The 20,011-nt window shown below is 37.9% G+C and carries 26 protein-coding genes; 3 read left to right on the top strand and 23 right to left on the bottom strand.

Annotated elements, in window-relative coordinates; genetic code table 11:
- Window positions 1–4: 4 nt before the first annotated feature.
- The 4 genes from AB5123_RS08550 to AB5123_RS08535 all read right to left on the bottom strand — a co-directional run bounded on the left by AB5123_RS08550 (window position 5) and on the right by AB5123_RS08535 (window position 1,831).
- A complete protein-coding gene (locus AB5123_RS08550) occupies window positions 5–307 on the bottom strand; it encodes a hypothetical protein (protein WP_287209008.1) in 303 nt (100 codons plus the stop codon).
- 811 nt (window positions 308–1,118) lie between these two features.
- Window positions 1,119–1,502, bottom strand: coding sequence for a hypothetical protein (locus tag AB5123_RS08545; protein WP_368364703.1), 384 nt, complete (start codon window positions 1,500–1,502; stop codon window positions 1,119–1,121).
- Window positions 1,495–1,680, bottom strand: a complete 186-nt coding sequence (locus AB5123_RS08540) for a hypothetical protein (RefSeq protein WP_278649821.1) — start codon at window positions 1,678–1,680, stop codon at window positions 1,495–1,497. Before AB5123_RS08540 ends, AB5123_RS08545 begins: the two co-directional genes overlap by 8 nt.
- The gene (locus tag AB5123_RS08535; protein WP_195550926.1) at window positions 1,661–1,831 is read right to left on the bottom strand and encodes a hypothetical protein; all 171 of its coding nucleotides are present in this window, start codon (window positions 1,829–1,831) and stop codon (window positions 1,661–1,663) included. The genes AB5123_RS08540 and AB5123_RS08535 overlap by 20 nt, the downstream gene beginning before the upstream one ends.
- A gap of 393 nt (window positions 1,832–2,224) precedes the next feature.
- On the opposite strand from AB5123_RS08535, the gene AB5123_RS08530 reads away from it, so the two are divergent.
- The gene (locus AB5123_RS08530) at window positions 2,225–2,749 is read left to right on the top strand and encodes a hypothetical protein (protein ID WP_329963926.1); all 525 of its coding nucleotides are present in this window, start codon (window positions 2,225–2,227) and stop codon (window positions 2,747–2,749) included.
- A gap of 146 nt (window positions 2,750–2,895) precedes the next feature.
- On the opposite strand, the gene AB5123_RS08525 is transcribed toward AB5123_RS08530, so the two are convergent.
- The 8 genes from AB5123_RS08525 to AB5123_RS08490 form a co-directional block, all read right to left on the bottom strand.
- Window positions 2,896–3,093: a hypothetical protein gene (locus tag AB5123_RS08525; RefSeq protein WP_118124563.1), complete on the bottom strand. Its 198-nt coding sequence runs from the start codon at window positions 3,091–3,093 to the stop codon at window positions 2,896–2,898.
- 72 nt (window positions 3,094–3,165) lie between these two features.
- Window positions 3,166–3,384 (bottom strand): hypothetical protein, encoded by a 219-nt coding sequence (locus tag AB5123_RS08520; RefSeq protein WP_368364701.1) that lies wholly within the window; start codon window positions 3,382–3,384, stop codon window positions 3,166–3,168.
- A gap of 5 nt (window positions 3,385–3,389) precedes the next feature.
- Window positions 3,390–4,118 (bottom strand): hypothetical protein, encoded by a 729-nt coding sequence (locus AB5123_RS08515; RefSeq protein WP_329963924.1) that lies wholly within the window; start codon window positions 4,116–4,118, stop codon window positions 3,390–3,392.
- A 5-nt stretch (window positions 4,119–4,123) separates the two neighbouring features.
- The gene (locus AB5123_RS08510; protein WP_256320658.1) at window positions 4,124–4,504 is read right to left on the bottom strand and encodes a hypothetical protein; all 381 of its coding nucleotides are present in this window, start codon (window positions 4,502–4,504) and stop codon (window positions 4,124–4,126) included.
- Window positions 4,497–4,682, bottom strand: a complete 186-nt coding sequence (locus tag AB5123_RS08505; protein ID WP_038672345.1) for a hypothetical protein — start codon at window positions 4,680–4,682, stop codon at window positions 4,497–4,499. The genes AB5123_RS08510 and AB5123_RS08505 overlap by 8 nt, the downstream gene beginning before the upstream one ends.
- A 1,235-nt stretch (window positions 4,683–5,917) precedes the next feature.
- Entirely contained in the window at window positions 5,918–6,286 is a 369-nt protein-coding gene (locus tag AB5123_RS08500) for a hypothetical protein (protein WP_368364700.1), read from the bottom strand.
- Window positions 6,287–6,329: 43 nt separating this feature from the next.
- The gene (locus AB5123_RS08495) at window positions 6,330–6,635 is read right to left on the bottom strand and encodes a hypothetical protein (RefSeq protein ID WP_117924619.1); all 306 of its coding nucleotides are present in this window, start codon (window positions 6,633–6,635) and stop codon (window positions 6,330–6,332) included.
- 93 nt (window positions 6,636–6,728) lie between these two features.
- Window positions 6,729–8,855, bottom strand: coding sequence for a SpaA isopeptide-forming pilin-related protein (locus tag AB5123_RS08490; protein WP_368364707.1), 2,127 nt, complete (start codon window positions 8,853–8,855; stop codon window positions 6,729–6,731).
- Between the two features lie 682 nt (window positions 8,856–9,537).
- On the opposite strand from AB5123_RS08490, the gene AB5123_RS08485 reads away from it, so the two are divergent.
- Window positions 9,538–9,597 carry a SipW-dependent-type signal peptide-containing protein gene (locus AB5123_RS08485; protein WP_117865854.1) on the top strand — a complete coding sequence of 20 codons (60 nt, stop codon included), beginning with the start codon at window positions 9,538–9,540 and terminating at the stop codon, window positions 9,595–9,597.
- Between the two features lie 461 nt (window positions 9,598–10,058).
- Here the strand turns inward: AB5123_RS08485 and AB5123_RS08480 are convergent, their stop codons facing one another.
- From AB5123_RS08480 to AB5123_RS08430, 11 genes are all read right to left on the bottom strand, one after another.
- Window positions 10,059–10,943 (bottom strand): hypothetical protein, encoded by an 885-nt coding sequence (locus AB5123_RS08480; RefSeq protein ID WP_368364699.1) that lies wholly within the window; start codon window positions 10,941–10,943, stop codon window positions 10,059–10,061.
- Between the two features lie 647 nt (window positions 10,944–11,590).
- A complete protein-coding gene (locus AB5123_RS08475; protein ID WP_368364697.1) occupies window positions 11,591–12,511 on the bottom strand; it encodes an exonuclease domain-containing protein in 921 nt (306 codons plus the stop codon).
- A 17-nt stretch (window positions 12,512–12,528) separates the two neighbouring features.
- Complete coding sequence (locus AB5123_RS08470; protein WP_368364696.1) at window positions 12,529–12,930, bottom strand: DUF6075 family protein; 402 nt, start codon at window positions 12,928–12,930, stop codon at window positions 12,529–12,531.
- Window positions 12,927–13,049: a hypothetical protein gene (locus AB5123_RS08465; RefSeq protein ID WP_278634926.1), complete on the bottom strand. Its 123-nt coding sequence runs from the start codon at window positions 13,047–13,049 to the stop codon at window positions 12,927–12,929. Before AB5123_RS08465 ends, AB5123_RS08470 begins: the two co-directional genes overlap by 4 nt.
- Window positions 13,050–13,130: 81 nt before the next feature.
- Window positions 13,131–14,165, bottom strand: a complete 1,035-nt coding sequence (locus tag AB5123_RS08460; RefSeq protein WP_329963625.1) for a DUF4062 domain-containing protein — start codon at window positions 14,163–14,165, stop codon at window positions 13,131–13,133.
- A 520-nt stretch (window positions 14,166–14,685) separates the two neighbouring features.
- Window positions 14,686–15,531 carry a PD-(D/E)XK nuclease family transposase gene (locus AB5123_RS08455; RefSeq protein ID WP_278339919.1) on the bottom strand — a complete coding sequence of 282 codons (846 nt, stop codon included), beginning with the start codon at window positions 15,529–15,531 and terminating at the stop codon, window positions 14,686–14,688.
- Between the two features lie 102 nt (window positions 15,532–15,633).
- A complete protein-coding gene (locus tag AB5123_RS08450; RefSeq protein WP_038672325.1) occupies window positions 15,634–16,068 on the bottom strand; it encodes a TnpV protein in 435 nt (144 codons plus the stop codon).
- A 19-nt stretch (window positions 16,069–16,087) separates the two neighbouring features.
- Window positions 16,088–16,435 (bottom strand): hypothetical protein, encoded by a 348-nt coding sequence (locus tag AB5123_RS08445; protein WP_278649629.1) that lies wholly within the window; start codon window positions 16,433–16,435, stop codon window positions 16,088–16,090.
- Entirely contained in the window at window positions 16,428–16,661 is a 234-nt protein-coding gene (locus AB5123_RS08440; RefSeq protein ID WP_117865781.1) for a hypothetical protein, read from the bottom strand. The genes AB5123_RS08445 and AB5123_RS08440 overlap by 8 nt, the downstream gene beginning before the upstream one ends.
- Window positions 16,662–16,693: 32 nt before the next feature.
- Window positions 16,694–17,620, bottom strand: coding sequence for a ParB/RepB/Spo0J family partition protein (locus AB5123_RS08435; protein WP_278946415.1), 927 nt, complete (start codon window positions 17,618–17,620; stop codon window positions 16,694–16,696).
- A gap of 12 nt (window positions 17,621–17,632) precedes the next feature.
- The gene (locus tag AB5123_RS08430) at window positions 17,633–18,448 is read right to left on the bottom strand and encodes a ParA family protein (protein ID WP_195249568.1); all 816 of its coding nucleotides are present in this window, start codon (window positions 18,446–18,448) and stop codon (window positions 17,633–17,635) included.
- Window positions 18,449–18,889: 441 nt separating this feature from the next.
- Between AB5123_RS08430 and AB5123_RS08425 the strand changes: the two genes are divergently transcribed.
- Window positions 18,890–19,843 carry a GTP-binding protein gene (locus tag AB5123_RS08425; RefSeq protein WP_286961654.1) on the top strand — a complete coding sequence of 318 codons (954 nt, stop codon included), beginning with the start codon at window positions 18,890–18,892 and terminating at the stop codon, window positions 19,841–19,843.
- Window positions 19,844–20,011: the final 168 nt, after the last annotated feature.

Here is a 20,011-nt window from a genome sequence, read left to right as displayed (position 1 = left end):
TCTTTTATTTTTCAAGAATATTTAAGAGCCGTTCCAAAAGCTCCTTATTCTTTCCTGCGTCTGTCATATCCATGATGTTGAGAGCATATCTTACTCCTTCAACAAAACCCAGATCGTGAGCGTCATCAATTACATTCGCTTGCAGTTCATATTCTTCCTCTTGAAGCTGAATTAATCGCTCTTTCTGCTCTTTGTAGGTTTTCACCCAATGGGTCTGAGCATTATCTGCTTCGTAATCATTTTGAAAGTTTATCATTATCTCTTCCAAAATATCAAATTTGCTTTTCTTTGGCGTTTCAGTATTCATGGTGTTTCTCCTTTCGTATATAAAAAGAGCGTATGAATTTCTTCACACGCTCGTGTTTGCAATTTTAAGTTGTGTGTCACTGTGACACACTTATGTATGTGTAAGTTTATAACTTTGTAAAAAATATTGTATTGACCTTTCAATTTATAATATTTATACTTTATAGATGAAAGGAGGCGTATTTATAATGGACGTTATAAAAGATATCATAAATAATATTTACAACAATTATAAATTATCGATTTTTGTATTGTTAGCATTATTAATGTGTTCATTTGACAATGATTTAAAATCAATGCTTGATCCGGTAATTTTTAAGGACGCAAGGGTATATCCAATTCTTATGGGCTTGACAGTTCTTGTATACTTGATTACATGGCTATTATTCTGCTGGTGGTTTTTCTTGCACGTTAGTGATATAATTATTTCAATATCACGTAAACATAATATTGATATGACTATATATGACAAATCCATTGTGTGTTTTGATTTAAAACCGTACAAAAAGGTTACTAGATACCGTCTAGTTAATGCAATTAAAATGTTATGTTTTCTCGTGATGATTGTGTCATTTCATAAGAATTACCAATATATAGTTCATTACCTGCTTTCGCATTTTTGGGAATATCAGCTATTATTTTTAATATTTCCATCTGTTTTAGTGATCTATTTGTTTGTGTTTAAGAAATTCATAAAGAATAAAATTTGATTGTGTTTTTCTTAAACATTTATTACTATTCAACTAATCATAGTGTGTCAAACAAACTTGTTTCTGACGATAAAATATATTACAACTGTATACTAACAGATTCTAGGAAAATGTTCTTTTGGAAAATCGACTGATAGTGCGTAACATCTTCTGTGATTTTTCTCCTGAAAAATGTTTCTTTATTCTGTCAATATCGGTGTACATATATCCATCACTTTCACAATAGCAGCCCTCATCAATAAGGTCATAGTATGTATAAGGTGTATCAGGATTAGTGTTGAGGTCAAAAGCTGTAATATGTTCCTTCCTGACACTAAAGCCATACATGGTTACAAGCTTGTCTACGATATCATCAACGGACGCTGCATTGTAAAAGTAGATAACGTATCCTACAAGAAGCAGCATATCTTCGCCTTTTATTTCATTACTGCAAATCAGAGTTCCTGTTTTATTATCGTCTGCTATAAAGTATCTATATTCATTCATTTTTAGCTCCATAATCTTTTTCCTTTGTCACGACTATGACATTAGACATAGGGTCAACAACTATCAGCTTTTTGCTTTCATTGCATAAACGCTTTGGCTCAATACAAAGGCAGCGTCCCATACCACTGCGGCGGTCTTGACGGCGTTTTCTGCAAGCCCTATTGATCCTGATCTTCATCAAGCATTACCTCCACATATCTTCTTACATACTCCGAATTTCTGTTAGGATAGTCATCACTCTCCATCAAAAAGTGATAGCCGTCCTTTTTCAGCTGTTCGGAAAACTTCTCGACCTCATCGGGTAAACCCTGTATTCTTAGTTTTATCATATTTTATACCTCCTCGTTTTCTTATATTTTGCAAAAGACTAATAACACTATAGCAGTAACAGCACACCCTATTATATATGTATTGCGTAACATCTCAATTTGGCTGAAACAGCTATCACCATTTACGGACAGCTTATGAAAGCATTTTTTTATGTACTTTATATTTGCAAGTATTATCAGTGCTTTAACAAAGAACCAAGAAATGAATATTTTAATTTGCATTTCCAAGTTTGTTTCAAACACTACCCTGATACCAGTGATAATGCCTGCAAATACAAACAGCGAAAGCATTAATAGCTTGAAATTTACAAATTCATAGTTGTGTTTCATAAATACCTCTTGACCGATTTGTCTATAACATTTATACTTTATAAGTGAAAGGTGGTGATAAAGATGATTGATTTAATAAAAAGTATTTTCGGTGTTCCTAAAAAGAATGGTATATATATTATTGTCATATCTTTAGCGTTGCAGCTTTGCTTAATTGATAGAGATTTCAAGCTGAACCTTGATAAATTTTTGTTTAGTAATGACAATTCGTATGACATTATAAAAATCTGTATACAATATAACTATGCCATAATTGTTGTTTTGATTTGTCTTGGCATTTTTCTTGAAAGCTTGTATTCTCTGCTTTTCACAATAGATATACATCAATCAAATGTTACAGACAAAAATTTGCTGTACAAACATAAAAGTCTTATAAAGAACACATATGATATAGAAAATATGATATTACCTTATGTTGCAGTTCTTTATTTATTAACTGTTATTATGTCAATCCACACAAGTATTGACTATGCTTTGGAGTATGTGATTGCTCAAATTTTGTGGTATCAACTGATTTTCTTTTTGATTTCATATACACCTTTTATTGTAGAGAAAGTTTACGAATATTATATATACAAGGATTGCTAGCACTCTACCTCCCAGCGCCTGCCCCGTTGCAGGCGCTTTCTTTATGTATGATAAATTGATCCCTTTTTTACTGCCTTTTCAGACAGTATCAATTACCTTTCTTTTCGCTTTCGGCTGAACATCACAGCAGCCGTTCCAAAAGCTCCTTATTCTTTTCTCTTTTCAGCTAATATAAAGATCAATCCCATAAGTGCAGGAAGTATCATAATCGGTAGTATTCTTGCCTTAATATACTCTGACGGAATTGACCAATCTGCTTTGTTATTGACAACAATTATCGAGTTGACTGCATTTGCGATAATAAAAGTGATGTTGTAGAAATTACGCTTGATTAGCTTTTTCATTTGAATATTCTCCATAATTTTTATATAATAAAAGAGCGTATGAATTTCTTCACACGCTCGTGTTTGCGATTATTATTGCTGTGTGTCATTTATAACTTCGGTGAACTTATATGTTCCAACAGGAAGTCCTTTTATATTGATTACTCCACATTTATCAGCAGAAATATACGGGAACTCCACAACTTTTCCGTCAGAAGATATTCCCTTCAAGTTATACATCTGTGGTCTATCACTATTCCTTTTACGTAGTTTTGCAAGCTTTGAGAAGAAATGTTTTTTGAGTTTTTTCATTGCTTTTACTCCCATTCTATAGTTTTTATTGAATACCCATATTTGCTTAGATACTCCAAACACGCCACATAAGGATTAAGAAAAATATCTTGTGGCAATGCTTTTTCATCAATAGTGATTTTATTTATTTCCTGTATCACATCATTGAATATCGATTTTAAATTTTTTTTATAGGAAACGATAGCTGCTGTCTTAAACCACAAAAATGTGTTTTCATTTATTAAAAGACCAATTTCTATGCTATTGCCATTTTTTGAATAACAGTTTCTTCGTATTCCGAATACTCTTTGATTACTTTGGGGTCTGTAAAAAATAATCAGGCTTTCTTCATTTGTTTCGGCATACACGGCATGAAACCCATTCTGCTTGAAGTGTTTCTTTAATTCACAAAATAGCTGTTCAAAGTAATTTAATTTTCTTGGCTTAAAAACGCCTATTGTTCTTATGATATCATATGAACTGCAGTTTCTTTCCCATATTTCTAAATCATCAAGAACAAGTTCCGCCTGTTCCGCTGATACCGCAAAATCTTTTGGGTACATAGTCAAAAGCATATTAGTAAGCTCACTTGTGCTAAAGCCAACGCCTTCGTTCGCATATTCCTCAAAAAAGAGTCCCATAACATATGTTAGCAAGTATGGTAAACTTACAATATCGTATGAAGTTTTGAGAACAGTTTTTGCCTTGTCACCATTTCTTGAAATGGTAAACCTTAATTGCTTATAATTTGACAAGAATCTCATCCTTTCTTAGCATTAAATCGACCGATAGTGCGTAACATCTTCTGCGATTTTTCTCCTGAAAAATGTTTCTTTATTCTGTCAATATCGGAGTACATATATCCATCACTTTCACAATAGCCGCCCTCATCGATAAGGTCATAGTATGTATAAGGTGTATCAGGATTAGTGTTGAGGTCAAAAGCTGTAATATGTTCTTTCCTGACACTAAAGCCATACATGGTTACAAGTTTGTCTACGATATCATCAACGGACGCTGCATTATAAAAGTAGATAACGTATCCGACAAGAAGCAGCATATCTTCGCCCTTTATTTCATTACTGCAAATCAGAGTTCCTGTTTTGTTATCGTCTGCTATAAAGTATCTATACTCATTCATTTTTAGCTCCATAATCTTTTTCCTTTGTCACGACTATGACATTAGACATAGGGTCAACAACTATCAGCTTTTTGCTTTCATTGCATAAACGCTTTGGCTCAATACAAAGGCAGCGTCCCATACCGTTGTAGCGATCTTGACGGCGTTTTCTGCAAGACCTATTGATCCTGATCTTCATCAAGCATTACCTCCCCAGCCCCTGCCCTGTTGCAGGGGCTTTTTTCATGTATAGATAAATTGATCCCCTTTAGCTGTCTTTTTTCAGACAGCATCAATTATCTTTCTTTTTTTCTGCTGAACATAAAAAATGCAGTGCCTGCGAGAATTATCGCAATGCTGCCAAGTGCTGTTCTGCCGTCTGTGTCGCTGTCTGTTACACCTGTGTTAGGTGTATGTGCCTATTATTGCAACTTAGCATATTTTGTGATATAATTCTAATGTAGCTATTTTTTATGCTTGTGTTTGTAAATTATCAAATGGATAAAATTATATATATTAAATGCAGCCCAAAGATAGTATAATATTTTCATTTCATTTACCTCGAGGTGTATTTTATGATAAAAAATGTTATGTTTATCATAAGTTTTGTTACAAGTAGTGTGTGTTTTATAGATTTAATTAGGAACAAAAAGCAATATCGTTCACTTGCGTATCTAATATTGATAGTTCTTATTTTCACATTTATTAGACCAATACTCGTCCTATTTTATAATTACAATTATTATATCAGAGTAGCCGCAATAGTATTTCAAATTATTATTGCTCTGAGTTGCTGCTGCGTTGATTATAACATTATTTACGAAAACGGACATAGGTTATATGTCGAAAAATGGTATAAGATATTGATATATGCTCTTTTGACTATAGTAGCCAATGTTGTAGGTGTAGCCTGTTGCTATAATCCATTTAAAGATGCAGATCTAATAATAAACTGTGAAAGCTTTGAATACATAAATGCAAGATTTGTAAATGCATTAAGCACTATGACTACCGATAGATCATTGTATGGTTTTCTTAAACAAAATTTATTAATTGTATTTATTTATGCATACTACATAATTTCTCTCTTGCTAATATACATTAGTTCAATATATTTTTTGAAGTTTGTGCATAAAAGTGACATAAAACATCTTTGTATATCTGCAGTATTACCTGTAGTGTCATCCTTTTTATCTAAAATGTTTTATCCTATTTTGGATATTACTCTTTATATTTTTCATGAATTTAATTTGCCTTCGCCAAGCATATAGAGGATCACCAGTCCATAATTCCCAAATCACCCACCATGACGCAAATGACATTGTATAGTCGAGAACTAAATCAGAAATACTCATAGTCTTTACCTCCCCAGCCCCTGCCCAGTTGCAGGGGCTTTTTTCTATTTTAACTGCTTGCAATTTGTAAATAAATATGCTATACTTCAATTAATTCATACCCATTATCTTTCAAATATGTGGCGATGACAGCTTCTTGATTTTCAAAAAACAACTGCAATGAATTGTCTATCCAATAAGTATCTGAGTCAGGGTCATAAAAGATTGTAAACCTGTAGTCCTCAGCTACCTTATCTACACCTTTCATTTTTGCTATCATTTTATCAAAGTTGTTATCACAAACGTCATAGAACGGAACACCTAACTTTTCATCATCACCTTTTTCAAGGCAACCAAGTTCAAAACACTTAGAATCATCACTTTTATGTATGATGTATATCTTTGTGCTTTTATAATTTGGATAAAATAACAGCAGCTGTTCATGCTCATTAGCCGCATGATATGTCAAGTAGCTCTTACTTTATAGTGATTTTCCAATCTTTTAAATATGCTCATTCTTTTACTTCTCTAATTATAATTTCTTTTAAGGTGTATTTTCCTGTTAAAACTCTTAAACACATCAATATTTGTGAAATGAAAAATACAACGAATAGAAGTACTATTAATACATTGTTTTTTTGAGATATAGACCATCCGTTTTCAGCAAGAAAGCATAATGTTGCAGCTGTGATAATACTTTGAACAAGAATATTCAACTCATCTATTAAAATGGACTTTACCGCATATAAAATTTTTTCCTTTTTGCTAGGATACCTGATTTTAAAAGTTACATCATGGAGTTCATTTTCATTATTCATATTACTACCTCCCAGCCCCTGCCCAGTTGCAGGGGCTTTCTTCATGTATAGATAAATTGATCCCCTTTAGCTATCTTTTTCAGACAGCATCAATTATCTTTCCTTTTTCTTTCGGCTGAACATCAGGACCGCAGCTCCTGCGAGAATGATAGCCACGCTGCACAGTGCTGTTCTACCGTCTGTGTCATTGTCCGTTACGCCTGTGTTCGGCGTATCAGGAGCTTTCTCATTTACCATATCTGTGTCAACAGTCTGTGCATATGCCACTGTCACCTGTTTGGAGTCAGCCACCAAATAGCCGTATGGCACTGTAGAGCCGTCCTCTGTGATAGTGTATGTACCAACTGGAACGCCCTCAAACTTCGCAAGTCCGTCCTTGTCGGTGATCGCAGGAATGTTTATCTCTCGACCTGTATCGGAAATGCCCGAAAGAATAAATCTGATACCCTCAACGTTAGACATATCGGCGGTTTTCTTATGAATCTGTATTGTTCCTGTCTGCTCCTCGTTGAGTATATCAGTATCAACAGTTTCAGCATATGTTATTGTGACCTCTTTTTCGGCAGCAACAAGATAGCCGTATGGAACTGTTTTTTCGTCTTCGATAACCATGTATGTGCCTACCGGTACGTTTTCAAAGACAGCTACGCCGTCTTTATCGGTAGTTGCAGGAATGTTTATCTCACGTCCGCTGTCTGATGTTCCCTTCAGATAGAAGGTTATACCTGAAATATTCAGATCACCCTCTGTTCTCTTGTGTACCTTGATAGTACCTGTCTGCTCGTTGTTGATTATTTCTGCGTCAACAGTTTCTGAGTAGATAACAGTGACCTCTTTTTCATCGGCAACGAGATAGCCGTATGGCACTGTTTCTTCGTCCTCGATGATACTGTATGTACCTATCGGTACGTTCTCAAAAACTGCTACGCCGTCTTTATCGGTAGTCGCAGGAATGTTTATCTCTCTGCCGCTGTCTGATGTACCCTTCAGATAGAATGTGATACCCTCAACATTCTTCTGACCCTCAGTCCTTTTCTGAACCTTGATAGAGCCTGTCTTTTCCTCGTTTTCGAAAGAAACCTCTGCTGTTTCGTTGTATTCAACTGTTACTTCCTGCTCATCAGCAGTGAGGTAAGCCGCAGGCACTGTAGAGCCGTCCTCTGTGATGACATACTTGCCGATAACAAGCTTATCAAACATTGCTACGCCATTTTCATTTGTTGTCGCTTCAAACTTCAAGTCCTTGTTAGTGTCTGAAATGCCTGTTGCAAAGAACTTAATGCCCTCGATATTGAGATTTCCTGTTGTTGTCTTTGTGACCTTGATAGAGCCACTTTTCTTCTTGTTTGTCATTTCAGCCTTGACGATATCATCGTTTTCTGTTATTTCGAACGGATAAGGAGTATCGTCAATTTCATAGATATCAGGTGCTGAAATCTCACGATAGAAATATTTGCCTATGGCGAGTTGAAAATGTGCAATGCCGTTCTCGTCCGTTGTTCCTGTGATGACCTGTTCTTTATTTTCATTAAGAATTTCAAAGGTGCAATCAGGGATAAGCTCACCTGTTGAAATGTCAGTCTTTGTTATCTCAAAAGGAATAGTGTTTTGCTCGTTTTCAAAATCTACAACGAACTCCGCCTGCTGTTCAACAAGCTTGATAGTCTGTGTAGGCTCGTCAGAAATTGAATAGCCCTTTGGTGGCTGTATCTCAGTTACAGTGTAGCTGTAGCCCTTGTAGATAGCCTTTGTTGTTTCAGCTATGCCGTCTGTGCCTGTGGTTATGGTGTCGATAACTGTTCCTTTCGGATAGATACAATAGCCATTGCCAACGTAGATATCCTCGGCTGCTGCCACTTCAAACTTTGCGCCTTCGAGGTCAGCTCTTGTTTCAGCGTCACGCTTGTGAATTGTTATCTTGCCCTTGTCAGGAGCAGAAGCCTTGTTGACGAACTCCGTTTTAGCCGTCTTGTCAGCGGTAACAGTGATAGCTTTCTTTGATGAAATCATATATCCGTCTGCCGTGGATATTTCTCTCCACTCATAATCGCCCTCTGGCAGACCTGTTACATCAATATCACCCTTATTGTTTGGCGTAAGGTCTGTAGCCTGTGAAGCGAGGTCAGTGAAGCTGTAGCTTCCGTCCTTTCCAGTTGCCTTTACAAACTTGTAGCTGTCACCGATTTTGCAGACAAGTTGGAACTTAACGGCTTTGTACATATCCGCTGTGCCTGTCTGCTTGTTGTCGAAATAGTCTGTGAAGCTCTTGTCAAGGTGAGCTGAACCTATTGGTGTTGTTATTTTCAGATAAGCCTTTACAGGGTCTTTGTCCTCATAGCAGGAAACCACCATTTCCTGAACGTCTGAGCCGCCCGAAAGGATAAGAGGTGAACACTCGTCTATGTGTTCAACATACTTGCCCTTTGTCTTTGTGAGCGTGAAAACAACGTTTTTCAGATCTTTCTCATTGTCTGCTGTGATAGTCATATCTGAGCCTGAACGTGTAACAGTCACTGAGTTCGGCTTTGAAACTGAGAACTGTGAAAGGCTGTCAAGCTTGAGCTTTGCTGTCCACTTGCCTGTCTTGACATCATATTTTGCAGGATATGAAGCTTTGTCGAGCGGCTTGCCGTAAGACGCCTTTGATGTTCCGCTTGGTACATCATAGTGCGAAAGCATTTCAGCTTTCATCTTTTTGTAGCAGTCAACCAATTCCTTATGATGACTGCTTGCATTACTTCCGTTATAGCTGTAGGCGTTTAGCAACTTTGTTTCGTTGCTTGAAAGTCCGGTTGTAGACTCATCATAATATCTTGCCGAAACAGCCTGAGCCATTATGCTTGAAGCACATATCTCTGTGTCTTTTGAGTAGCCGTACTGAGTTTTGCCCTTGTAGCTGTAAATGGTAAACTCTTTTATTTGCCTTCTCATTGCGTCAGGCACATATGCTTTTTTCACATAGTCCTCAAGTTTTTCCTGCTTAGATGTTGTTCCGCTTGTATGCTGCTTGTCAAAGTTGATACAATAAGCATAGCTGCCGTCTGATGTTGAGAAATACGGCACTGAGCTTGCCCAATAGCCTGTGAAGTGGGTGTCATTTGACTTGCCTGTTTCAATGTCATAGCCGTTAGGCAGACCCGAACCTCTGAAGTCATAGCTCCATTCGTTAAGCCACTGCTGACTTGCCTTGTTGGTATCGGAGAACGCTGAGGCTGTTATGCCCTGCGTTAATGCCGACAAGCTGAGCAGGAGAGCCATTGCAGCACTGCTCAGACGTTTGAAAAGACTTTTCTTTTTCATTTGTTTTCCTCCTAAAAATTTTTTATCTATCTAAAAAGCCCATAGGACTTGAATTTCCGCAATAAAAAAAGCAATCCGAAAGAAAATCGAATTGCTTTTAAACTCTATTCAGTTTATTTTATATCAGTAAAGGAGGTATATTTCCCATGCAGGCTTTCCACCTGAGTTTATTGCTGAGCCATCGCCGTGCCATTGCTGATACACAACTATGTGAGCTTGGTCATTACCTATTCGCCCATACAAATCTTTAATACCGCCTTTTACAACACCATATAGTTCGTCACATGATGAATATGTGTCAGGCAATACTGTGTAAGGAGTACCCCACGATGAATTGTCAAGATTTCTTGTGGCTATGTTATCCCACATTTCCTGCTCTGTATAGAAGATAGCGTCAAAGTCACAAGTTTCATTACTATATTGTTGAAGTTCCTTAACCACTCTGTCTATATCATTCTGTGTCAGCTTAAACTTTGGTTTAGCAGTTGTAGTTGTAGTCGGCTTTGGCTTCGGAGCTTGCGTTTTCTTTGCCGTTGTTGTCTGTCTTGTAGTCGTTGTCTGACGTTCTGTCTGTCTTTCTGTCTGACGTTCCGTCTGCTGAGGCTGATAGCTGTTGTTATTGTTATTGCTGTAGCTGTTGTTGCCTGAGCCGTTGTTTGCGGTGCTGTGGCTATAGCTCTGACCGCCGTTATTTACTGTTCCGCCGTTGCTTGCCTTAGAGCTGTTCGCCTTTGCGGTGTTCTTTGGAGCAGTCGAAGATTTAGAACTGCTTGTGCTTTTTGTGCTTGCAGACGTTCCCGTTGTGGTAGCCGAAAGGGAAGCTGTTTCCTCACTCTGAGAGGTCAGTGTGGCTTCCGTTGTGGTAGTTGCCGAAGCTTCTGTGCTTGAAGCCGTTGTGGTTGCCTTTGGAGGGGCTGATGATGTGTTGTCTGTGTTGCCGCAGGCGGTTATGCTTATCATTGTCGCACTGATTATCAAGGCGGCTATGGCTTTCATTGTGTTCTTCATATGGTTTTCCTCCTTTTTTAGACTTGACATATATCTTAAAGTGATGTATACTTATATATAGAAAAGGTAAACCGTATAGACGGTTGTCCTCAGTTTTTGATTATGTAAAAAATAACCGCAACTTTTGGTCGAGGGCGGTTATTTTTTTATGCTTTTTATCAGCTCGTTGAGAGCGACAATCAGCACGATAGTCAAGACAAAGAAAGCTAAGTCCATTCTATCACCTCCCGAATATCCTATTTTGCCTGAGCCTTTCGGCTGACAATATTCAGACCATTCCGTGTGGGAGGACACCGCCTACCGTTTAAGTTTACCTTTTCCAAACTAGATTATATCACAATTGATTTGTGATGTCAAATATTGCTGTTTAATTTTGAGCATTTATCGCATTGATGATATCCTTTATATATTATGATCTGTTTGCTGTCAACATCAGCAAACGCTTTGACGTTTAGTTCGATTTGAAATAGAGCTGCATACCATTTATAAAATTTTAACGGCTCATCAGATATTGCTGAGAATGGTATCGATATGAGTGAACTATTTTTCTTGTCATATCTGTTATACAGCTCTTTTAACTGAGATGTATTGAGTAACATCGCACACACTCCATTCTACCATATTATTCATCATGTGTCAATTATCTGCTATTCTTCACTAAGTATTTTATGATAAACAAACAATGTTGCAAAACAATCCGCAAGGCTATTATGTGCTTCAATTCCTTTCACGTTCCAATCATAATCATAGTACGCTGCCGCTGTTGTGAGTTTCTGCCATTTATAATCCTCATGATACACACTGTATTCACCGTAAATTTCAGCAAATTGTATCATCACATCTTCAGTACGAAATGCATTGTACTCCTCATCTGTTATGATATCGCTTCCCATGAGAAATCTCAAATCAAAATCAACGTTATAGCCGATTATCCAATGTGCCTGCGATAATATCGCATATAGTTCAGCGGCTTTCTCGTTTATATATGGTGCATCCGCTACCATTTTAGGCGAGATATGATTAACACTTTCTGCTTTTGACCATTCTTTGTGCTTGAGTGGCTTGAAGTAGCTGTCAAAAAGAACGTTTCCTTCCTCATCAATGATAGATACCTGCAATAGCTCATCATGAAAAGGGTCAAGTCCTGTGGTTTCGGTGTCTATAACAATTGCCTGTGGATACTCTTTTTTCGGATAAAGCTCTTTCGTTTTCTCGGTTAATCTCCATATCAATTTTCTATAAGGCAATAAGGCAGCTTCAACCGCTTCGTCAAAAATCTTTTTCTGCTCCTCTTGGCGTTTCTTTTCCTCGGCTTCTTTACGCCACTTGCGGTTAAGTCTTGCCAGCTTATTTTTTCTGTCCCTCTCAGGCTGAAAAAAATCCTGCAACTCTTTTTCTGTTGCAGGATCTACCTCATCAGGGCTATAGTACACATATGAGGCTTGACAATTCCTATTTGCCCAAAGCTCAACGCCTTTAGCGTCCTTTTTCGGTAGCTGTCCTAAGAGCGCCCACTGACGTATGGTTTTGTATTCTTCAAATTCAGGACAATAGTTCTTAGCTTTCATATCATTACCTTCATTACTTACATAAAAATCTCGAATCTCATCTTGAGCGCTTCCATATAGTATGGCGCATAGGTGCAGTTAAAGATATTGTCAGGCGCATAATACTCGCTCGGAATATATACTTTCTCGCCGTCCTCGTTGATATATGTTTCAGGAGGATCTGAGTCATACACTGAGCCGTCCCAAAGGTTGAATGCCAAGCGTGTTGTTTTTCTGCTTGTGCTTGTCTGAAAAGGCTTGTTCAAACCCTCGAAAATAATAACATCTTTTTTTACGTCATATAGTGCGCCAATATGATTACGCAAAACAGCGTCCATCGTGAGGAGATAAGCAAGTGACAAGTGATAGCCGTCAAGATAGGGCATTTTCTTGCACAACTTATTAAACAGTTCCTCGTGTTCTCCATCTTGAAAAATCATTTTTCTTTCCTGCCTTTCTTGAAAAGTCTGTATTTCTCAGGAATAAATTCTCTGATTATTGCCCAAATTCCTGTTATACAAAGACTTGCACCCAGTGAAATGTAAAATATTCTTTCCATGGTCTAATTACTCCTTTTTATAAAAAAAGGACACCTGAGATTTCAAGTGTCCTTACGTTTGTATTAAGTTTAACTTTTGGTTTACTGTCGGACGAGAACGTCATAATTCTCCATTAACTTAGATAACACATCATTATATAGCTTAGTATTATTAGCAACAGCATTAAAGAGGTCGGCATTTCGACGCAAATCATGATTCAGGTTGCAGAATTGTATATTCTTATGTTTTAGAGAATTGTCTATTATATCAGAAAACTCTTTGCTTGAAATGTCTTTGACTTTTGAAATGAAAGAAAAAGCATATATCAATGCATCGAATAACATTTTAATGTTTTCTTCTTTGCTATAACTTTTATTTTCAAATATTCTAATGTTTGCTTTTATCCTGTTGCTTAATGTTAATACTGTAAGCTCATTGTCGAAATCATCGTGTTTGCCATCATACAATTTATTGCTTACTAAAGTGACCTTATTATCAATTCCGCCAATAGTGTTCTCCAGCTTTTCCAATATATCTTGCAGCGTTTCTGCCGTTTTCTGTTCACGAAGCTGGGTGAGATATTTTTTCATGAGATCAGCCCATTGCTCGTTCAGTATGTGTTCTATATCATTTATTGTCAAAAACTGAAACATTGGTAATCCTAAAATTTTTATTTCATTTATAAACTTAAAGATATTAATGTTATCAGCATTATTGAACTTAATGTTTAATATCGCTTCAGACTCATTTATATTTCGCTCATATAGTTCATATTCGGTAAATACTTTGCTGTCAACAAAGGTGTATATAGGAATTTTGCTCTCATTTGCTGATCTGAATTCTTTCCTTGTGACAGAAACATATTCTTCAAATTCGTTGTTATCAGTTGTCGATGGAGATCCATATTTGCCACCTATTATCAAAATAGCCATGTCTGAATTTTTCATTGCTTCATAGCAGGAAATATCCAACGCTCTATTGGGTGTATAGCCAATATTTCCATTTTCAAATAATATTGGCTCATAATTTTTACTAACTATAAATCTCATAAGTTCTTCTCTTATGTATTTTAGATCATAAAATGTTGAACTAATAAATATCCTTGGTTTCATTTTCTTCTTCACCTTATCATTCATTGTTTCCTCCCATTTTATCATTTAAAGTGACTTTTGTCAACAAAAAAGGACACCTGAAACTCAAGTGTCCTTACGTTTGTATTCGAATGTAGTTTTAAGTAAGTTCATAAATCCACTTCCAACATAGAAAAATTAAAAGAAAATTGGTTATACTCAATAAAATTATTTTCTGTGTCTTAGATAAAGGACTGCAGTATTTTTCCCTCAGAACAATATATATATCCATTAATAAGGTAACCGTCAGTTGGGGAATAAGCCGCTTAGTAAGTTTTGTTGATATAACATATAATGCTAGTAAGCAAAACTTATCAATAATAGATGTTACTAATTCGCTGCTGTTCTTCTTGTTATTTGAAATGTACAATATTCCAAACAGAAATATGATTATAAATATAGTATACCAAATCATTCCTCATTCTCCCATTTTATCATTTAAAGTGACATTTGTCAACAAAAAAGGACACCTGAAATTCAAGTGTCCTTATAATCATATTCTGTTCTGCTTTGTCCACGGACAAAATTACTTTTCAGCTTTACCCTCTTGCTTCTTGTAAGCGTTATAGTATTCTATAGCTCTTTCTTTGGAAATCTCAAGCCGTGACATCAACCTTGCAATTATCGCTTCATCGTCTGCTCCAGTTTCCAACATAAGAGCGATTATTTCGTAGGCTCTGCCTTCAGCTCTGCCCTCAGCCTCTTTCCTATATCCATAGTTTTCAACAGCCTCACACATACTATCCGCTCCTTTCGCTGTTCTTTTGTGGTTGTATACTGCCTTTGACAGCTCTCCGAAAGAGCTGTTGTCAGCACTGCTGTTCTTTAGATATTGCAGTAGCTTGGCAAGAGAGCTGCCGTCATCAACTGCTGCATTAAAGTAATATTCGTGTACGCCGTTGTCAATTTTCTGATGTGTTTCATCGACCATTCGGCGAACCGTGTATTTGCATTTGCCGCCTTTCAGCCAGTCAGTAGCCGAAATAAATATCAGATACAACTCAGGCAGCTCTTTGTAATTCTGATTTTTCTCAAGAAACAGAGTATCAAGACTTGCCTGATAGTATCTTACCCTTTTGGGGTGATAATCTTTGTTTTTGACCTGAACTTCTATGTTATATAGCTTATGCTCCTCGTCCTCGGCAAGTGCGTCAAGCACTACCGAATGTCCGTTGTAATTTCTTATGGCATATTGCGTATCAACTTTAATGACATTGAGCTTTTTGTCAAGAAGTCTGCTTAGTGTATATGAACATGCAGCTTTGTCACGCATTACCACGGCAAAGAAGTCATCGTCCATAAGGTTAAAGCTGTCAGCGATAGCCATTTTATCCTCAATGGACCCTTTTAGCTTTTCATCAGTTATTATCATTCTCTTTTCACCTTTATTTTATCAGATTTTTGAGCCAATGTCAATAAAGTGGATATCTTTTTTATATACTTTTGTGTCACGGTGACACACTGGAGAAATTTTTCATTCTCTGCGCTTATAAACGATCTCCTCCATGACCTGATGTTCGAGCGTCATAAGCCTTTCCTTTTCCCACTTGCGTATAGCATTGAACTCTGTAGGACGTGGGTGATCTTTTCTGTAGATCTCGTCAAGCTCGTTAAACCTCTCCTCAGCTTCGATATCTATTTCTCTCGGAATGATCTGCCAACGGCATTCGCACACGAGAATGTCAACGTCTGCTGGGTATTCTGCTTCCATCCATTTCATCCATGCACGTCCCCATCTGCGGATAGGCTTTTTGAGAAGCTTTTCTTCTTCGGGGTCACTTGTGTATGCTATCTTCGGGACGTATGTACCCTCTGGAGTAAGCTCATACTCAAAAAGATCGCAGCCAACATCTTCTGGTCCTGCCTGCTCGATTTCAAAATCTTCGTTAAAATTCCTGTTTTCGTTCATAATGGTCCTCCTCTTTCAATTACAAACTTTTATGTTTTTGAGTGATGTTATCTGAGTGTGTCACCGTGACACATTGTTCTTTGATGTTTTCTTCTGCTTTGGAGCAGCTGTCAAAGCACTTGTGAAGTCTATCACTGTAGCTTTTTGCCTGTGATATGCGGTCAAAGTATTCAATGCTCGAATAGTCTATTACATTGTTTACTTCATCAAGAAACGGCTTCGCAGCCACCGCAAACGTATCATTAAATGCCGCCATCACAGCACAATCATTGTCTATTGATACTATCTCATACAGCCGTTTGTCTTTAGCCATATATAAAGCGGTTTGATGATTGCTGCCAAATGTTTTTATGACACCGCTACTCATTGACTTGCTCCGTCTTTTTCTTGCTATCAGTTTTAATCTCCGCTGATTTTCTGAGATATTCCTGAACCTTTTTCGGCACGGTCTTGCTGTAAAGCCTGTTCACAACATTTTCTGCGGCTTTGGTTATCTCCTCATTGAGCAACTCTTCGATGTTTCCGTCTGGCATATAGCAGCGGATAGCTTCAACTTTTCTGCGGTCTATGTCTATTTTGAACGTCATGTTCATTACTTTTCCTCCTGTGCTATGATTATATCATATTATTTTTCGTTTGTGGTAACTTTTTTTGTACTCTTGAAATTGTTTTCAAGATATTTATCAAGCAGCTCATACATTATCTTGTCAAGCTCACTCTCGGTCATGTTCTGCATACATAACGGCTTTTTGATATACATCTCATTGTATAAGCTGTTCTTGTATGGCTCTTTTTTCTTTTCAGACAGATTTCTTATAGCTTTTATGATATCATAGATATCACTGCTTCCGTTGTCTGTCATTTGCTCTATAACCAATGTCAGCTCTTTTGAACTGAGCCGTTCGTCATAATTGTAATAGTCTGCTATGGCTTTCTGTTGCTCAGAACTGAGCTTTGCAAGCGGCTCAATGAACTTTATCTGAATAGATTTGCTGTCTATAAGCTCTGCTAACCCATTATCAAGATTTGAGATATTTGCATAGCGGTAAATGGTTTTTCTGGATATACCGAACATATTGCTTATCTCATTTACTGTCAGGTCTGCTGAAACATTTTTCCTCAGACTTAAGTATGTATTGAACATTTTTGAAAGCTCGCTTGGACGTGGCTCTTTTCGCTGAATGTTTGCCTGGCAGACTATATCGAAAGCCACGTTATCATCAGTGACTTCGATAACAACGGCGTCAATGTCAAGGTACATAAGCTTTTTGCAGGCGGCGTATCTTTTATGACCGCTGAGTATCTGATAGCTGTTGCTGCTAATGCTGCGAACTATTATCGGTGTGATAAGTCCACACTTTGAAATAGAGTCAGCAAGTGCAGATATCTCATTTTCATCTATTGCAAAGGGCTGTGGATCACCATTAAAGCTGAAAGGCTCAATTTTTGACATAGGCAGTGAAACCACCTTTTGCTTATCCATGAGAAGCTCCTCAAAGTTATTCGAGAAGTTAGCTCTTGGACGATTAGCGGAGCGTTTTATATCTATCATATTGAAACCTCCTTAGTGTGTCACCGTGACACACTCTATTTTGTCAGCTATTACACGATACTCGTCTGCGAGCATATTCTTGTATTTATTTGTGCTGCTGATTTTATAGTTGCAAAGGGCGATGCCCTCACGGCTGCTGTCCTGAGCTGCTTTTGACTTGCTTATGCTGCCAAGGTATTTATCATTGAATGCGGCTTTTATTGACTCAATTACTTCAGCTGACATTGTGTTGTTTTTCTCTGTCCATGTTGCGAATACTCCGAGTATTTCAAGGTCAGGGTTAGCATACTCATGGATATCGTCAATGCTGTCAAGAAGAAGCGGTATTCCGCTCAATGCCATTTCCTGAGCAAGCACAGGTATCAAGACCATATCTGCGGCGGAAAGCGCATTGTAGAGCAAGTTGCTCAGTGACGGAGGGCAATCTATGATGATGTAGTCATAGCAGCCGATGTAATTACTAATGACACGCTTCAGCACCATTTCACAGCAGCGTGTTCTACACAGGTCAACTTCAATTCCTGAAAGTGTTATAGTCGCAGGAATATAGTCAATGTTGTTCGGCTCGTTGTGGTGTACAGCCGTCTTGAAATCAACGGTTTTCTTATTTATGATAGATGACATAAGCTCAGTGATAGTGATATCGTCAGGGTCATATTCGTACTTCATGCACGATACCGACAAACTGCTCTGAGGGTCAAGGTCTATCATAAGGACTCTTTTCTCTCGCTGTGCAAGAATAGCGGCAATATTGAATGCCGATGTTGTTTTGGCAACTCCGCCTTTCTGATTTGCCACGGATACGATCTTTGTTTTTGTGTTCTCCATTAAAAACACCCTTTCTGAAAATGTTTAAGTTCTCCGTATTAAGCACAGAAAAAGCGGCAGGGGAGAACGTCCTGCCGCACAGGGAGCTACCCTGTCTATGCTTGATGATATGTATAAATATCATCAAAAAAGCTGCCAGAGAAGTCTTAGCAGCAATTTTCATGATATTTTATTTAACTGAAAGAAAATTTGTGATTTTATTTTTGGATAGAGTGACTGGCTACGAACCAGTAGGTCGGGGGTTCGAGTCCCTTCTGGCGCACCAGCGTATTTACGCACTTTGCGAGCTTGCAGGGTGCGTTTTTTTGTTGCCAACTTTACAATGTAGGGCGAGTCCCTGTACAAAACACGCTTTACTTAGTGTAAGGCGTGTTTTTTTATTTCTGTCATTGCCAAAGCACTGTCAATGTGGTATAATATGACCATTAGGAGGCATTAACTATGAACACAGAGAAAAAGAAAACCAAGGTAGACCTTGTGACGGGGTTTCTCGGAGCAGGGAAGACCACTTTTATAAAAAAATATGCCCGTTATCTTTTGGGTAAGGGCTGTAAAATTGGCGTGTTGGAGAATGATTTCGGTGCAGTGAATGTGGATATGCTTCTTTTGCAGGAGCTTTTGGACGAGAATTGCGACCTTGAAATGGTCTCGGCGGCTGATAAGGATTGCCACAGACGGCGTTTTAAGACTAAGCTTATCGCTATGGGTATGCGTGGTCTTGACAGGGTCATTGTGGAGCCGTCAGGTATCTATGAAGCTGACGAGTTCTTTGACGTGCTCAGAGAAGAACCTCTTGATAATTGGTATGAGATAGGAAGCGTTATAACTATTGCAGATGCCTGCCTTGATACCAACTTGTCGGAAGCTTCTGATTATCTTCTTGCTTCTCAGCTTTCGGAAGCAGGCATAGTTCTCATGAGCAAATGTCAGGAAGCCACAAAGCAGGAGCTTGAGGATACTCTAAAACACCTTGAAGCCGTGCAGAAAAAGTTCCATTGCCACAGAATGACTAAGCCTGAGATAATAATGAAAGATTGGTCGGAGCTTACAGACGAGGATATGGAAAGGATAGCCAACAGTGGCTATGAGCCGGATTCCCACGAAAAGCTGTGGTTCGACCAAGATAAAGCTTATACCTCTTTGTATTTTATGAATATGAAGCTTCCTGACAATGCTATGGAAGATGCTGTGAGCAGGCTTATGAGCGACAGCAAGTGCGGAAGGATATTCCGTGTAAAAGGCTTTATGCAAAACGCTGAGGGCAAGTGGCTTGAGCTTAACGCCACCCACAAGAACATCACTGTTAAGCCTATAGAGCGAGGTCAGGCGGTGTTTATCGTCATTGGCGAGGGGCTTGACAAAGAGCATATTGACGGCTATTTTGTGCCTGTATAGTGTCAAAATATTGTAAAATAAATGCAGGCTGTCAAGGGCGCCAGCCCCTACAATAATGTTGTGCGGATATTGAAAATTGTGCAAAAAAGGCGCTGTAAAAAAACGCGCAATAAAAAAAGACTGCAACCACCCTTAAAAGGGTAGGAAAGCAGTCTTTTTTGTGGTATA

The organism is Ruminococcus sp. RTP21204st1_B2_RTP21204_210225, from assembly GCF_040914135.1.
Taxonomy (GTDB): Bacteria; Bacillota; Clostridia; order Oscillospirales; family Ruminococcaceae; genus Hominimerdicola; species Hominimerdicola aceti.
The sequence above is the reverse complement of the archived record's forward strand: the minus strand, read 5'-3'. Positions and strand labels throughout refer to the sequence as shown.